Source organism: Streptomyces sp. NBC_01198, assembly GCF_036010485.1.
In the GTDB taxonomy this organism is placed as follows: domain Bacteria; phylum Actinomycetota; class Actinomycetes; order Streptomycetales; family Streptomycetaceae; genus Actinacidiphila.
In genome coordinates, this window is sequence record NZ_CP108568.1 from 1,090,821 (window position 1) to 1,105,397 (window position 14,577).

The 14,577-nt window shown below is 69.5% G+C and carries 12 protein-coding genes and 1 pseudogene; 7 read left to right on the plus strand and 6 right to left on the minus strand.

Annotated elements, in window-relative coordinates:
- The first annotated feature begins 30 nt into the window (after window positions 1–30).
- The gene (locus OG702_RS04840) at window positions 31–1,827 is read left to right on the plus strand and encodes an RICIN domain-containing protein (protein WP_327287632.1); all 1,797 of its coding nucleotides are present in this window, start codon (window positions 31–33) and stop codon (window positions 1,825–1,827) included.
- A 107-nt stretch (window positions 1,828–1,934) separates the two neighbouring features.
- Here OG702_RS04840 and OG702_RS04845 read toward each other — a convergent pair whose 3' ends face one another.
- Window positions 1,935–2,375 carry a hypothetical protein gene (locus OG702_RS04845; RefSeq protein WP_327287633.1) on the minus strand — a complete coding sequence of 147 codons (441 nt, stop codon included), beginning with the start codon at window positions 2,373–2,375 and terminating at the stop codon, window positions 1,935–1,937.
- 247 nt (window positions 2,376–2,622) lie between these two features.
- On the opposite strand from OG702_RS04845, the gene OG702_RS04850 reads away from it, so the two are divergent.
- Complete coding sequence (locus tag OG702_RS04850) at window positions 2,623–5,112, plus strand: ATP-binding protein (protein ID WP_327287634.1); 2,490 nt, start codon at window positions 2,623–2,625, stop codon at window positions 5,110–5,112.
- 398 nt (window positions 5,113–5,510) lie between these two features.
- On the plus strand, window positions 5,511–6,899 hold the full coding sequence (locus tag OG702_RS04855) for a non-reducing end alpha-L-arabinofuranosidase family hydrolase (RefSeq protein WP_327293089.1): 1,389 nt from the start codon (window positions 5,511–5,513) through the stop codon (window positions 6,897–6,899).
- A 167-nt stretch (window positions 6,900–7,066) separates the two neighbouring features.
- Here the strand turns inward: OG702_RS04855 and larA are convergent, their stop codons facing one another.
- Window positions 7,067–8,350: a nickel-dependent lactate racemase gene (gene larA, locus OG702_RS04860; protein WP_327287635.1), complete on the minus strand. Its 1,284-nt coding sequence runs from the start codon at window positions 8,348–8,350 to the stop codon at window positions 7,067–7,069.
- A 25-nt stretch (window positions 8,351–8,375) separates the two neighbouring features.
- A complete protein-coding gene (locus tag OG702_RS04865; protein WP_327287636.1) occupies window positions 8,376–9,089 on the minus strand; it encodes a FadR/GntR family transcriptional regulator in 714 nt (237 codons plus the stop codon).
- 436 nt (window positions 9,090–9,525) lie between these two features.
- Here OG702_RS04865 and OG702_RS04870 point away from each other — a divergent pair, with 436 nt between their 5' ends.
- Window positions 9,526–9,924, plus strand: a complete 399-nt coding sequence (locus OG702_RS04870; RefSeq protein WP_327287637.1) for a glycine cleavage system protein H — start codon at window positions 9,526–9,528, stop codon at window positions 9,922–9,924.
- 82 nt (window positions 9,925–10,006) lie between these two features.
- Here the strand turns inward: OG702_RS04870 and OG702_RS04875 are convergent, their stop codons facing one another.
- Together OG702_RS04875 and OG702_RS04880 are read right to left on the minus strand one after the other, a co-directional pair.
- Window positions 10,007–10,648, minus strand: a complete 642-nt coding sequence (locus tag OG702_RS04875; protein WP_327287638.1) for a hypothetical protein — start codon at window positions 10,646–10,648, stop codon at window positions 10,007–10,009.
- Window positions 10,649–10,661: 13 nt separating this feature from the next.
- Window positions 10,662–12,143: an MFS transporter gene (locus OG702_RS04880; protein ID WP_327287639.1), complete on the minus strand. Its 1,482-nt coding sequence runs from the start codon at window positions 12,141–12,143 to the stop codon at window positions 10,662–10,664.
- A gap of 185 nt (window positions 12,144–12,328) precedes the next feature.
- Between OG702_RS04880 and OG702_RS04885 the strand changes: the two genes are divergently transcribed.
- Window positions 12,329–12,799, plus strand: a complete 471-nt coding sequence (locus OG702_RS04885; RefSeq protein WP_327287640.1) for a MarR family winged helix-turn-helix transcriptional regulator — start codon at window positions 12,329–12,331, stop codon at window positions 12,797–12,799.
- 289 nt (window positions 12,800–13,088) lie between these two features.
- Window positions 13,089–13,850 carry an isocitrate lyase/PEP mutase family protein gene (locus OG702_RS04890; protein ID WP_327287641.1) on the plus strand — a complete coding sequence of 254 codons (762 nt, stop codon included), beginning with the start codon at window positions 13,089–13,091 and terminating at the stop codon, window positions 13,848–13,850.
- A 109-nt stretch (window positions 13,851–13,959) separates the two neighbouring features.
- Here the strand turns inward: OG702_RS04890 and OG702_RS04895 are convergent, their stop codons facing one another.
- Complete coding sequence (locus OG702_RS04895; protein WP_327287642.1) at window positions 13,960–14,145, minus strand: hypothetical protein; 186 nt, start codon at window positions 14,143–14,145, stop codon at window positions 13,960–13,962.
- Between the two features lie 228 nt (window positions 14,146–14,373).
- On the opposite strand from OG702_RS04895, the pseudogene OG702_RS04900 reads away from it, so the two are divergent.
- Window positions 14,374–14,523, plus strand: a pseudogene (locus tag OG702_RS04900) (helix-turn-helix domain-containing protein); the annotation flags it as partial.
- Window positions 14,524–14,577 lie beyond the last annotated feature (54 nt).

Here is a 14,577-nt window from a genome sequence, read left to right on the forward strand (position 1 = left end):
GCAGTGACGGCCAGCCGTAGGAGGAAGTCGATGAGGAAGAGAGCACATCCGGGCCGTCTGGCCGTAGCCGCGGCAGCAGTGGCGGGCCTCGCCGCCCTGCTGGTGCTGCCGGCGGCGGGTCATGCCGCTGCCGGCAAGTCGCTGAGCGTGGATCTGAGCTCCACGCGAGGGCCGTCGACCGGCGTAGGGGAGGGCTTCCTCTACGGGATAACCGAAGACGGTACGCAGCCGGCGGACCAGTACCTCCAGCCGCTGGGGATCAACGCCTTCCGCGGCGGAGGCTGGTTCTCCGGGGGCTGGGTCAAGGACAACTACTCGTACGGTTCGGCCACCAAGGCCGACATCACCTCGATCACCGCGCAGGCCAGGCGGCTGACCCAGTCGCCGTACCACGCCCAGTACCAGGTCCTCATGAGCGACCTGTGGGGGAACAACGGCGGGCAGCCCTCGAACGAGGTGTACCCCTGCGACAACGGCAACTGCTCGAACTGGGTCAGCTTCATCGACACCACCGTGGCAGCCCTGCAGGCGACGGGTCTGCCCTTCGCCTACGACATCTACAACGAGCCCGACATCTCGGTGTTCTGGACCCGTGGGATGAACAGCACCCAGTACTTCCAGATGTGGGACAGCGCCTACAAGGAGATCCGCCGCCTCGCTCCGAACGCGAAGATCGTGGGCCCGTCCCTGGCGTTCACCCCGCAGAGCAACCCCGGGGAGTGGAACACCTGGCTGGCCCACGTCAAAGCCGCCGGGACGGTCCCCGACATGATCACCAACCACGACGAGGGCGACGTCGACGACCCGGTCACCGTCTCGCAGTCCCTCAACAGCGCGCTGTCCGCCAACGGCATCTCCGCCCGCCCGCTGTCAGCCAACGAGTACCAGCCCGCCGACCGGCAGACCGCGGGAGTCACCGCCTGGTATCTGGCGCGCTTCGCGCAGTCCGGGTACACCAACGCGATGCGCGGCAACTGGTCCTGCTGTGTCACGCCGAACCTGACCGGGGTCCTCACCCAGAGCAACGGAACATGGCAGCCCAACGGCAACTGGTGGGCCATGCGCACCTACGCCGACATGACCGGCACCCTGGTCAACACCTCGGGCCAGGTCGGCTCGACCGCGATCTCGGCGTCCGAGGACAGCTCGGCCAAGCGGGCGGTGGCGGTGATCGGTGACAGCAACGGCTACACCGGCGCCGCCTCGGTGACCTTCAACGGCCTGGCCTCCGTGCCCTGGCTGGCGAGCAATGGCAGCGTCAACGTGACCGTCAAGCGGATCCCCGACCAGTACCCGCTCAGCGCACCGCAGGTCGTCTACAACCAGAACGTGAGCGCCTCGTCGGGATCGGTCACCGTGCCCGTCACGTTCCAGGCCACGCACGACGCGTTCGCGGTCTACGTGACTCCGGCGGGATCGTCGAGCGGAGGCACCAGCGGCGAGCTGCACGCCGTCGGCGCGGGGAAGTGCCTGGACGTGCCGAACTCGTCCACCACGGCGGGCACCCAGACGCAGATCTGGGACTGCTCAGGCGGGTCCAACCAGGTCTTCACCCGCACGTCCTCGAACCAGCTGACCGTCTACTCCGGCAGCAGCCAGATGTGCCTCGACGCGAACGGCCAAGGCGCCGGCAATGGCACCAAGGTCATCATCTGGTCCTGCAACGGACAGACGAACCAGCAGTGGAACGTCAACTCCAACGGCACTGTGACCAGTGCCCAGTCCGGACTGTGCCTGGACGTGACCGGAGCAGGCACCACCAACGGCACGCCGGTCGAGCTGTGGACCTGCAACGGTGGCAGCAACCAGCGCTGGAGCCTCGGATAGCTCCGGGTCACCCCGGCGCCGGGCTCCTCGACGCGGGTAACCGGGATGTCATCCGGTTACCCGCGCAAGCGCACGTCGCTCCCACGACGTGGCGACCGCGGCACGGCTCAGCTGTAACTCAGCGAGCTGAGCGAGCAGTAGCGGACGTACGGGCCCGGGTAGACGTACATGTCCTGGCAGTTGCCGTTCGCGCTGATGGTCGAGGTGCCCGCCGTGATGGTGTAACGGTAGCCCTCCCAGTAGGGGGTCTGCGGATCGTTCTCGCAGAAGCCGGTGTTGATCGCGAGAGCCGCGGCAGAGGCGGGGATGGAGACGGTGAAGTACTTGACGCCGCCAGAGGCGTAGCTCGATCCGTCGGGGTAGTACCAGCCGGAGCCGTTGTCCACGCTCAGGCCGTACGGCAGGCCCGCGGAGCAGCTGAGCGCCACCTGGAACGTGCGCATGGTGTCGGCCGACGCCGGCTGCGGCGCGGCGACCGCGACGAACAACACGGAGGCGGCTGCCGACCCGAGGGCGACCATTCGCCTGCGCAGACGTCCTGAGATCATGGGTGCACCACTGTCCTTCCAGGTGTCCTCCCGCTCGTCGGAGACCCTGCGTCCCGGACGGCGGACGGCGGCGCGCTGCGGCCGTGCCGCCCATGGTGGCTGGCGGGCGCCGCCGGCACCGCGGATTCCGGACGCCGCCGGACGCCGCCGAAAACCGGCGTACGTCCTTCGGCCGTGCCCACCGGCTGTTACGCTGCGATCACGCCATCACTGTCCAACCTCGTACTCACCGGAGAACGATGCGACGATGGAACCTGGCGTACAGCAGACCGTGCCTGAACCGCCCGACTCGCCGGCCGCAGCCGCGGCGGCGGTGCGGACGCTGGAGGAACTGGCCGCGCTGCTGCGGGATCTGCGGCGGCGGCACGCGCGCAGCCGGCGGGACAGCACTCTGACCTACCGCGAGCTGGCCACGATGACCGGGTGGTCCCGGACGGCGATCGCCGAGTACTTCACCGCCCGCACCCTGCCACCGACCGAGCGCTTCGACGCACTGCTCGACGTGCTGGGCGCCACGCCGGCCGAGCACCGCGCGCTGGCCACCGCCCGCGACCGGATCGAGGAGGCCAACCGCCGCACCAGGGGCCGCGGGAGCGCGCATCCGGCGCCCGCCGCTCCCCCCTCGCCCCGCACGCGCCCGGAGCCGACGCCGCGCCAACTACCCGCCCGACCTGGCATGTTCGTCGGCCGTGCCCGCGAACTGGCCGACCTGGACGCCGCTCTCGCCGAGCAGTCGAAGGCCGACGGCACGCCGGTGATCTGCACGATCGGCGGGATGGGCGGCATCGGCAAGACCTGGCTGGCGCTGCACTGGGCCCACGGGCACCTGGAACGGTTTCCCGACGGCCAGTTGTACGTCGACCTGCGCGGGTTCGACCCCACGGGCCGGCCGCTGGACCCGGCGACCGCGCTGCGCGGCTTCCTGGCCGCCCTGGGCGTGTTGCCGACCGCGATCCCGGCCGAGCAGGAGGCCCAGGCCGCCCTTTACCGCAGCATCACGGCGAACAGGCGGATGCTGCTCGTGCTGGACAACGCGCGCGACACCGCCCAGGTCGCCCCCTTGCTGCCCGGCGGTGCGGCATGCTCGGTGCTGATCACCAGCCGCAGGCAGCTGACGGGACTGAGCGCCGCGCACGGCGCTCGCTCCATGGCTCTCGACGTGCTGTCCGACGACGAGGCCCGCCAGTTGCTCGCCCGCCACCTCGGCCCGGGCCGGCTGCGGCTGGAACCGGAAGCAGCAGCCGCCGTGCTGACCTGCTGCGCCGGACTGCCACTGGCGCTCGGCATCGCCGCCGCCTGCGCCGTCACCCACCCCGACCCGTCGTTGACGGCACTGGCCACCGAGCTGAGCGACACCGCCCACCGGCTCGATGCCCTGGACGGCGGAGAGCCGCAGGCCGACCTGCGGGCCGTACTGTCCTGGTCCAGCCACGCGCTCTCCCCTGATGCCGCTGACGTGCTCGGCCTGCTGGCGATCGCTCCCGGCCCCGACATCACGGCCGTCGCGGCCGCGAGCCTGCTGGCGCTGCCGTCCACCGCGACCCGTCCCCTGCTGCGCGAGCTGGACCATGCCCACCTGATCCAGCGGCACACCCCAGACCGCTACCGCATGCACGACCTGCTCAGGCTGCTCGCCGCCGAACACGCCCAGGGCCACCACACCGCGGCGGACCGGCAGGCGGCGCTGCGCCGTGTAGTGGACTTCTACGCGGATACCGCACGGGCGGGCGCCCGATTACTCGCGCCGCACCAGCCCGCGTGGCGGTCCGGCGAATCCACGCCGGAGCGAGTACCGCACCCGCTGCCGGATGCCGCCTCCGCGATGGGCTGGTTCGATGCCGAGCACACCAACCTGCTCGCCGCCCAGCAGATGGCCGGCAGTCACGGCTGGCACGCCCAGGTCTGCGACCTGGCCTGGGCGCTGGACCCCTACCACCGCCGACGCGGACATCTGGAGGAGCAGGCCGCCTCCTGGCAGGGGGCCGTGGCCGGCGCCCAGCACCTCGACGGCCTCGACGTCCGTACCCAGACCCACCAGATGCTCGGTGACGCCTACGCCCGGCTCGGCAGGACCTCGGACGCCCTGCGGCAGCTGGCCCAGGCCCTCGATCTGGCCGAGCTCAGCGGCGACATCGCGGCTCAGGGCGAGATCCACCACAGCCTCGGCGGCGCCTGGGAGCGGCGCGGCGACGACCGCCGCGCGCTGGAGCACGCCCAGCGCGCGCTGACGGTCTTCCGTATCCGGGGCGACGCCTACCAGCAGGCCCGCGCCCTCAACGGTGTGGGCTGGCTGCAGTCCCGGCTCGGGGACCACATCGAGGGCCGAGCCAACTGCAGAGCCGCCCTCGCCCTGCTCCGCAGCCACCCCGCCGACCACCGCCAGCTCGGCGAATCCAGCACCCTCGACAGCCTCGGTCACATCGCCCACTGCCTCGGCGAACACGACCAGGCCCTCGGCTACTACCACCAGGCCCTGGCCATCTGCCGCACGCAGGGCCACAGCCACCTGGAAGCCGACGTCCTGCAGCGCATCGCCGGGATCCTGCTCGCCCAGCGCCGCCCAGGCCGAGCCCGCGACATCTGGCAGCAGGCCCGTGAGCTCCTCACCGCCCAGCACCGCCTCACCGAGGCCGAGCACGTCCAGCGGCAGCTGGACAGCCTCGGTCGACTGCCCGTCCCCTGGAACGGTGACCGAGCGGGCGCGGCGACAGCCAGTCCTCAACGGCGTGAAAAGTAGGATTCTTCGGCGGCGAAGCGGCTCGTGCTCCGAGGCGTCTCATGGGTCGTGTACGAACCGCGCGCCGACAATCGGCACAATCGGGCAGCCGGGGGCACCCGTTGGCTCGGACGTCTTGACGGCTGGCGCCACCTGATGCAGTTTATATGTCTGATACATCGCGAACTCATGTCGTCGATGTGAAGCACTCATGAAGCCCTGCGAGGACCGATCGCGCGACGATCGGGTCCCGCACCGCTCGCTTCTTCTCCAAGGCACGATCGCTGCCTTGTCCCCCCACGCGAGGAGAACGATCTTCCATGTCCTGGCGCTATGCGAAACCGCCCCGGAACCGATTGCTCACCGATTCGGAAGTCCCCACGCACCGGAAGAACCCAGGCCGCAGGCAGCTGTCCGTGATGCTCGCCTCCGTGGCAGCGGCACTGGTCGCGCTGGCGGCGATGCTCGTCGCCGGCCCGGCCCAGGCGGCCACCACCGGCGCCCTGCGGGGTGCCGGTTCCGGACGGTGTCTCGATGTGCCGAACGCCAGTCAGACCGACGGCACGTACCTGCAGATCTACGACTGCTCAGGTGGATCCAACCAGCAGTGGACGCTGACGTCCGGCAACGAGCTGTCCGTGTACGGCGGCAAGTGCCTGGACGTCCCTGGCCACGCCACCGCGGCCGGTACCCGGGTGGAGATCTGGACCTGTAACGGTGGCTCGAACCAGCAGTGGCGGGTGAACTCCGACGGCACGGTCGTCAGCGCGGAGTCCGGGCTGTGCCTGGACGTCACCGGCGGCGGTACGGCCAACAGCACCGCGGTGGAGATGTGGACGTGCAACGGCCGCACCAACCAGCAGTGGACCGGCCTTTCGGGGACGACAAGCCCTCCGCCGACGGGCGGGACGTGTGCCCTTCCGTCGACGTACCGGTGGTCGTCGACAGGTGCGCTGGCGCAGCCGGCGAACGGCTGGGTGTCGCTGAAGGACTTCTCCAGCGTGGTGTACAACGGCAAGCACCTGGTCTATGCGTCGAACGTGTCGGGGTCCGGGTACGGCTCGATGATGTTCAGTCCCTTCACCAACTGGTCGGACATGGCCTCGGCCGGCCAGACCGGGATGAGCCAGGCGACCGTGGCGCCCACGCTGTTCTACTTCGCACCCAAGAACATCTGGGTCCTGGCGTCCCAGTGGAGTGCGTGGCCCTTCTTCTACCGCACGTCGAGTGACCCCACCAACCCCAACGGCTGGTCCTCCCAGCAGCCGCTGTTCACCGGCAGCATCTCCCCCTCCGCCCCCATCGACCAGACGCTGATCGGTGACGGCCAGAACATGTACCTGTTCTTCGCCGGCGACAACGGCAAGATCTACCGGGCGAGCATGCCGATCGGGAACTTCCCCGGCAACTTCGGCTCGTCGTACACGACAGTGATGAGCGACTCGCAGGCCAACCTCTTCGAGGCCGTACAGGTCTACAAGGTCCAGAACCAGAACCAGTACCTCATGATCGTCGAGGCCATGGGCGCCAACGGACGCTACTTCCGCTCCTTCACCGCCTCCAGCCTCAGCGGCTCATGGACCCCGCAGGCCGCCAGCGAGAGCAACCCCTTCGCAGGCAAGGCCAACAGCGGCGCCAGCTGGACCAACGACATCAGCCACGGCGACCTGGTCCGCAACAACCCCGACCAGACCATGACCATCGACCCCTGCAACCTGCAGTTCCTCTACCAGGGCAAGGCACCCAACGCAGGCGGCCCCTACGACCAACTGCCCTGGCGGCCCGGCGTGCTGACCCTGCAGCACTGACCCGGTGGTACCGCCCTGCACGCCGGGAGGTACCGCAGCGGCGTGACGGCCGAAGTACCTCTCATGCCGGGGTCGGACGCAGTGCGTCCGACCCCGGCACCGACCGCTCCGGCCGCAGCCCTGCCGTGTGCTGGGGTGTCAAGCGCGCACGTCGACCCTGTCCGAGGTCAGATGAGTCCGGTCAGATAGGGAATCGTCTGCGGGCCTTCGGGGAGAACGCACAGCCGCGCCCCCCGCCCTGCGGGGGCAAGAGCCCGGGCCACGGTTTCCGAGACGTCCCGCGTCTGTCGCAGGTGGGCGGTTGCCAGCTCGTCGTCGGTCAGGTACGAGGTCGCCATCACCACCTCGCTTCCGGCCTGGATGCGGGCCTGGATCTGCACCTGCCACTGGTCGGGGACGGTCTCAGCCGCCGAACGCGCCTCGATGGTCCTGAGCAGCTCCTGGGGTGAGCCCGCCGAGGCCAGGACCTGGCGGTAGGAACCGTGATCGGGGAAGCCGTCGCGGCATTCGGCGGCGCACACGATCATCCCTCCAGGCCGTACCACCTGGAAGGCGGCCGACATCCCCTTCACCGCCTGGTAGAGGTTCTGATCCAGTGGGAAGCCGGAGTTGGTCGTGACCACCACGTCGAACGGCTCCGGCACCGGGCGCATGGCCATGCCTGTAGCGGCGGCGGTGGCGGCGGCGTGCATGGGGATCAGGTCGCCGCCGAACGCGGCGACGATGTCCTTGTCCCGGTTCAGGATCACGTCGAGGGCGAAGGTGACACCGGTGGCCTCGGCGATGGCGCGCACATCGTCGTGGACGGGGTTTCCGCGGGTGACGCCCCAGGTGGCACGGGGGCTGCCGATACGGGAGGCGTCGTGGAGTACGAGCACGGTCTCCAGGGCGGCAAGCCCGGGGGCGACGAGCTTGGGGCCGCCGGAGAAGCCGGCGAAGAAGTGCGGTTCTACGAACCCGGTGGTGATCCGGACGTCGGCCTCGACCCATTGCTTGTTGAGCCATACCGGCACCTGGTCGCCGTGGACGCCCATCCAGGTCAGCAGACTCCGGTCGCGCGCGTCGTGGTTGACGACACGCACCCGGTCGACGACGTCGTCACCGAGCATCCGCCGCAGCTCGGCGTCGGTGTTGCCACGGTGGGTCCCGGTGGCGACCAGGATCACGACGTCGTCGAGACGTACGATCCCTTCCAGCTCCGCCAGGACAGCGGGGATCATCAGATGCCGCGGCTGCGGGCGGGTGCCGTCGCACATCGAGATCGCCACCGTCTGCCCGGGGCGGACCCGCTCCCGCAGCGGAGGCCCGGCGACCGGGTGCCGCAGCGCCGCGGTCAGCGCCGCGGCCTGGTCACCGGCGGCCTCATGGTGCACGGGCTCGACCACGGTGGTCACGGCGGGGTCCACGTCGATGTCCAGCCCGCTCTCGCCGTACGCCAGGCGAATCCTCACCGTTCTCTTCCTTCCGGCCGGTCGTTCACGGGCGTTGACCCGCGCCGTTCTGCGGGCACTCCTGGTCGAAGTGCTCGCGCAGCCACTGCTCGGTCGTACTCACATGGATCAGCGCTGCGGCCTCCGCGAGGGCGCTGTCGCCTGCCACCAGGGCGTCGTAGATCGCCCGGTGTTCCGCGATGGTGCGATCACCGACGTTGTCGTCGGCCAGACCGCGCCACACGCGAGCGCGTACCGTGCGGCTGGAGATGCCCTCGAGCAGCGTGGCCAGCGTGCTGTTCCCGGCGGAGGCGATCACCGCGCAGTGGAAGGCGGCGTCGTGCTTGTTGAGCAGTTCGACGTCCTCGCCTGCCTGCGTCATCGCGTCCAGGTGGTACTTGATCCCGGTGAGGTCCTCCGCGGTGATCCGGCCGGCGGCCAGACCCGTGGCGATCGGTTCGAAGAGCCTGCGGACCTCGGTCAGCTCCAGCAGCTTGTCGCCGCGGAGCAGTTCCACCGCGGAGCCGAGGCCTTTCAGCAGCAGCTCCGGCTCCAGGCTCGTCACATAGGTTCCGTCCCCTCGCCGGATCTCCAGAACCCGTGCCACCACCAGGGCTTTGACCGCCTCGCGCATGAGGTTGCGGGACAGCCCGAGGTCCGAGGCCAACTTCTGCTCCGGAGGCAGTTTCGCACCGGGAAGAAGCTCTCCGGACTGGATGAGTTCCCTGATCCGGGCGATGGCTTTGTCGGTCAGTGACATCGATCGATCCCCACTCCCCTGCAGGCGCTGGCCGAGGCTACCAGGTCATCCCATGTCTGAGGCACATGCACGCGATATCCGCCGGTCGCGAGGTATGCCCCATCCTGGCTCCAGCCGCTCCCGCTTGCGGCGTCAACCGGGCCGCGAGGAAGTCCCCAGACGGGCGGTCAGCAGCACCCGTATGGATCCATCCCATGTCATGGAGGAAACGGCACCTCGAAGCCAAGGTCGCAAAATCGGAGCGGCGTTTCGCCTGCCGGCCGCCGCCTTCGGGTTGCGGATTGCCGGCGTCGGACCCGGAGGTCCGCCGGGCCGCGCTGCGATTCCGGGCGGCGGGTGTGGCTCGGCGCTGCCCGATCGCCGCCGTGGGCCATGATCTCCTTGTCACCGTTCGCAAGGAGCGGTGACCTGTGAGTAGCGGACGGATGGAGTGGTCATGCCGGTTCCCGAGGAACTGAAGTACAGCACGAAGCACGAATGGGTCGGGGGTCTGGACGACCTGGACGGCGGGGCGGGCGTGCTGACGATCGGCATCACCCAACTCGTGGTCGACGAGGTCGGCGAGATCGTCTACCTGCGGCTGCCCGATGTGGGTACGAGAGTTGACGCCGGCGACATCTGCGGTGAGGTCGAGACGTCCGATCTGACCGTGAACGTCTTCGCCCCCGTCGCCGGCGTGGTCACCGAGGTCAACCAGGGTGTGGTCGACGAGCCGAGGTCGGTCAGCGACGACCCGTTCGGACGTGGCTGGCTGTTCAGGCTCCGGGTGGAGGAACCACCCTCCGACCTGCTGGACTCCGTCGCCTACAACCAGCACACATCCGAGCCGAGCTGACATGGACCCTGTCCAAGCCCCCCATGGCACGGCTTGACCGGGCCGGACGGCCGGTCAGCGCCCCGCAGCGACCCCGGTTCCGTCACGTGGTCGGCGCTGCCGGTGCCAGACCTTCCGGCATGGGCCCCACGACGAACGGATACACCGACTCCCCGAGGTGGACGACCAGGAAGGACGCGACGGTCGGGACGTCGTCGGGAACCCCTACGCGGTGCGATCCCGCCGGCAGAGCGTCGTCGAAGATGACGCGGGACGTGCTCGACGGGTCCGGAGGGACGAACGCGGTGTGCCAGAACGCGACCACGCGCACATGCTCCTCGGCGTCAAGGGTCATCACGGCCTGGCGCGCATGCGGGTCGTACGTGACGTCGAGACCTGGACGGGCGACCGGCCCCAGAGTCGCCTCGACCTGTTCCGCGATGAGACCCGGGATACCTGCGAGACCCTGCACGAACACGATGGCCGGATTCAGCCGCGCCATGATTTCCCGCAGTGATTCCTTCCTGCTCGGCGGTACCATCCCGCCGAACACCACGACGTCGATCCGGCCGGCGTCGAACAGGCGCGTGACGTTGTCGAAGTCGTTGGTCGCTCCGGCGATTCGACCGTTTGCCCGAATGAGCTCCACGCTGCCCGTCAAGGCGAGTTCACTCTTGCCGATCACGAGAACGGTCCCCGAGCCCGGAGCCCCTTCGTCAGCGGAACTCAAAAGAATGGTAGCCATGTGGCCCCTCCTATTAGCATGTCGGGGAAATCCCTGCTCCGCCGTCCGCCGTTCGAGGCTCGCGCAGCGGCTTGATGGTGAACGCGATGGTCAGACTTGCGAGATAGATCCCGGCCGCGACGATGAACGCGATCGTGTAGCCGTGCGTGAGTGCCTCGTTGAACTGGGCGTGGTTCGTCGCGGTCCGGTGGCGCGTCGCGGCCGAGGCCACGGTGGCGAGAACGGCCAGGCCCAGGGCGCTGCCGATCTGGCTGCCCGCGGTCAGCAGACTCGAGCCGACGCCTGCCTCGGAGTTGTCGATACCTCGAACGCCGACGCTTGTTGTCACCACCTGGGTTGCCCCCAGTCCGATCCCGGTGACGAGCGAAGCGGGCAGGACCACGGTGAACGGGTTGGAATGCGCCGTGAGGAAGCTGAACCAGATCATGCCGCCGGCGGCGATGAGCAGGCCGACGGACAGTGCGGCTCGTTCGGATGTCCTCGCGAGCAGTTGGGGGCCGACGCCGCCGGCGGCTATGCCGAAGCCGACAGCGAAGGGCAGGAAGAACAGGCCGGTGCGCAGTGCGGAGTACCCGTGCACCTGCTGCAGGTAGAGCGTGAGGAAGTAGAAGGTGGCGAACATACCGGCGGCGGTGACCAGCGTGATCACGTTGGCGCGTGCCCGTCCTGGCTCGGCGAGGACCCCGCGTGGAATCATCGGCCGGCTGCTCGACCTCTGGAGCAGGACGAACGCCAGGAGAAGGACCGCTGACGCGCCGAGACAGGTGATGACGGTCGGGTCGCTCCAGCCCTGCTCTCCTGCCCGGTTGACTGCGAAGACGAGGCTGCCCACGCCCGCGGTCTCGGTTGTCGCGCCGGGCAGGTCGAGTTTTCCGGGAGTCGGGTCGCCGTCGTCCAGAGCACGGACGCCGACAGCGGTCAGGGCCGCGATCGGCACGTTGACGAAGAGCACCCATCGCCATCCGAGGTATGTCGTGAGAAGGCCCCCCAGGAGCAGACCCATGACCGAGGCCATTCCCGTCGCCGCCCCGTAGACCCCCAGCGCCTTGGTGCGCAGGGGACCGATCGGAAAGGTGCTGACCAGGAGGGACAGTGCACCGGGTGTGGCGATCGCGGCGCCCACTCCCTGGAGCGCGCGGAGAACGATGAGGCTCCCGCCGGTCGGCGCGAGGCCTCCAGCGAGCGACGCGGCGCCGAAGAAGACGATCCCGAACCTGAATACGCGTTTGCGCCCCAGCAGGTCGCCGACTCGGCCGGCGACGAGCATGAGGCCGCCGAAAGTGAGCGAGTACGCGTTGATCACCCAGGCCAGATCGGATCCGGACATGCTCAGCGTCCGGCCGATACGCGGCAGGGCGACGATCATGATGGTGCCGTCGAGCACCACCATGAAACGTGCGACCGCGATCACCGCCACAGCGACTGCCAGCCGACGCTGTTCGCCGGTCCGGTCGAGAGGGGGGTCGCCTGTCGGCAGGATCTTCTGGTCGGACATCTGTACCTCTTCTCGTGTGGTCCGAATTCGTTGTCGGGCTGCAATGCCTGAGGGAACGACAGGGCGGCGCTATGCCGTCGTCGTCTTCCGGGGTTCGCTTTGCGGGGCGTATCGGAAACGTAGCATTGGGCCCCCAACGTTGGCAACCCAACGAATGTGAAACCCGCGCTGGTAGGCTGACGGCCATGGGTGGCGTTGAGGAGAGTGAGGACCGATTCCCCTCTCGCATCGAAGGCAAGCCCACCTGGCTGCTCGCTCGCGCCTACACGCGGTCCGTCGGGCTCATGGCAGCCGGTTTCGCCGCCTCGGGTACGGGGCTCCGCAGCTACCACTACCGGCTTCTCGCGGCTCTTGACGAGTGGGGCGTGGCCAGTCAGGCAGATCTGGGCCGCGGCACCCGCATGGACCGGAAGGACGTCGCCGGCGCGATCGCCGAACTGGAGCGGCGCGGATTCGTCGCCCGTAGCGTCGACCCGGACGACCGGCGCCGCAACATCGTCACCATCACCGACGACGGCCGACGCCAGCTCCCGGTTCTGGACGAGGTCATCGAGTCGATCCAGCAGCAAGTGCTGGCGCGCCTGTCACCCGCTGAGAGCGAACAGTTCTTCCACATCATGCGACGGCTGACGCAGGACGAGGCCGACGACAGCTGACGGCTCCCTACGCGCGCGTCCCGGGCGCAGGCGGCCACTGGCGTACCGGCGTTGCTGCCCGGAGGCGCCGGCCGAACGCGGGCGGATCTTCGGCAGGGACAGGTCCGCAACGATCGGTCCCCGCCAACTGGCTTCGCCGGATGAGACAGATTTCCGGATCCGCAGGTGTCTATACATCAGGGGCACCGTGCCGCCCGCCCGAGCTCTCCCGCTCCGGCGCGGCGACACAGCCCGACGCGTAGGCGGAGTCCCCACCATGGGAGCTCGCACCATCGACACGGAGGTATTCATGGCCACCGACGTAGCGGATCTCAGGGCCCGCGCCGAAAGGCTCCGCGAGCTGCACCGGGGCGACATGCTCGTACTGCCCAACGTCTGGGACGCGGGAAGTGCGAAGGTCGTGGCGGAGGCCGGGTTCCCGGCGGTCGCCACGGCCAGCGCCTCCGTCTCGGCGATGCTCGGCCACCCCGACGGAGAGGGCGCACCCTGGCAGGAGATGTTCGCCGCGGCCGGGCGCGTCGCCCGCGCTGTCACGGTCCCGGTCACGGTGGACGCCGAGGCGGGATACGGCATGAAGCCGGCTGAACTGGTGTCACGCCTGCTGGAGACCGGCGCGGTGGGCTGCAACCTGGAGGACAGCGACCACCGGGCCGGCGGTCTGGTGGACGCCGGTGCCCAGGCGGAATGGCTCGCGGGAGTCCGTCTCGCCGCGGACGACGCCGGAGTCCCTCTCGTCATCAACGCCCGGGTCGACGCCTTCCTGCCTGCCGGCGGTGTCCCCGAGGCAGACCGCGTCGCGGAGGCCGTCCGGCGTGGCCTGCTGTACCTGGCGGCCGGCGCCGACTGCGTCTATCCGATCGGCATGCGCGAGAGGGACCAGGTCGCCGCGCTCGTCGCCGGACTCCCAGGACCGGTCAACGCCAACCCCGGCGGCCCCCTCGACCTGGCCACGCTGAGGGAACTCGGCGTGGCACGGGTCTCCTACGGGCCGCGCTTCTACCGCGCGGCGCTGGCCGCCCTGAAGACGGCCGTCGAAGAGCTGCCGGTCTGACCGCTGCGGCGTCACGTGCCCGCCACCCGGCCTCGTCCACCCGGCAGGTGCGCGGGGGCAGGCGGCGGGCGTGGCGCGCAGGGCAGCGCCCGGGTGGCGGCGATCCGCCCTACTCCTTCGTCGCCGCTATGAAGTCCACGCGGACGTCACCATGCTGCCCGACCGGGCGGGCGAGGTGGGTCGGGCCCATGAGGGACGAGACGGACCTGACGTGGGCGGTGGCAAGGTTGGCCAGCAGGACGACCAGCGAGATGAGTTCGATGTGCGCTGCGATGCGCGAGGACCGGGTCCGCACGGTCACGCTCCCGTGGCCAGAACGTGCAGGGAGAGAAGGACCTTGGTCACGGTCAGTTCTCTCCGGCCATGCGCACGGTACGGCTGCGGTCGGGGCGCCGTCCCGTCGTACTGCGAATGTGGCCTTCATCGTGCCGACGGCGGCGGGCACGGTGGCTGAAGCGGACATGGGTTCGTTCTTCCTGCGAGGTGGTGCGTCCGAAGGACGTGCGGGTCGGCAGTCGGCAGACGCCAGGCCCAACACCTCCTGGAGACCACGGGCCACTCCGTCGAGCGCATCGCCGCCCAGGTGGGCTTCGGCTCCCCCACCGCCTTCCGCGACCGCCTCAAACGCACCACAGGAGTCAGCCCGCAGACCTACCGCCGCACCTTCAGCTGACACGACCGGGCCGGCGGACCACCAGTCCGGTGGCGGCGCCTGTCGCGCGGCTTC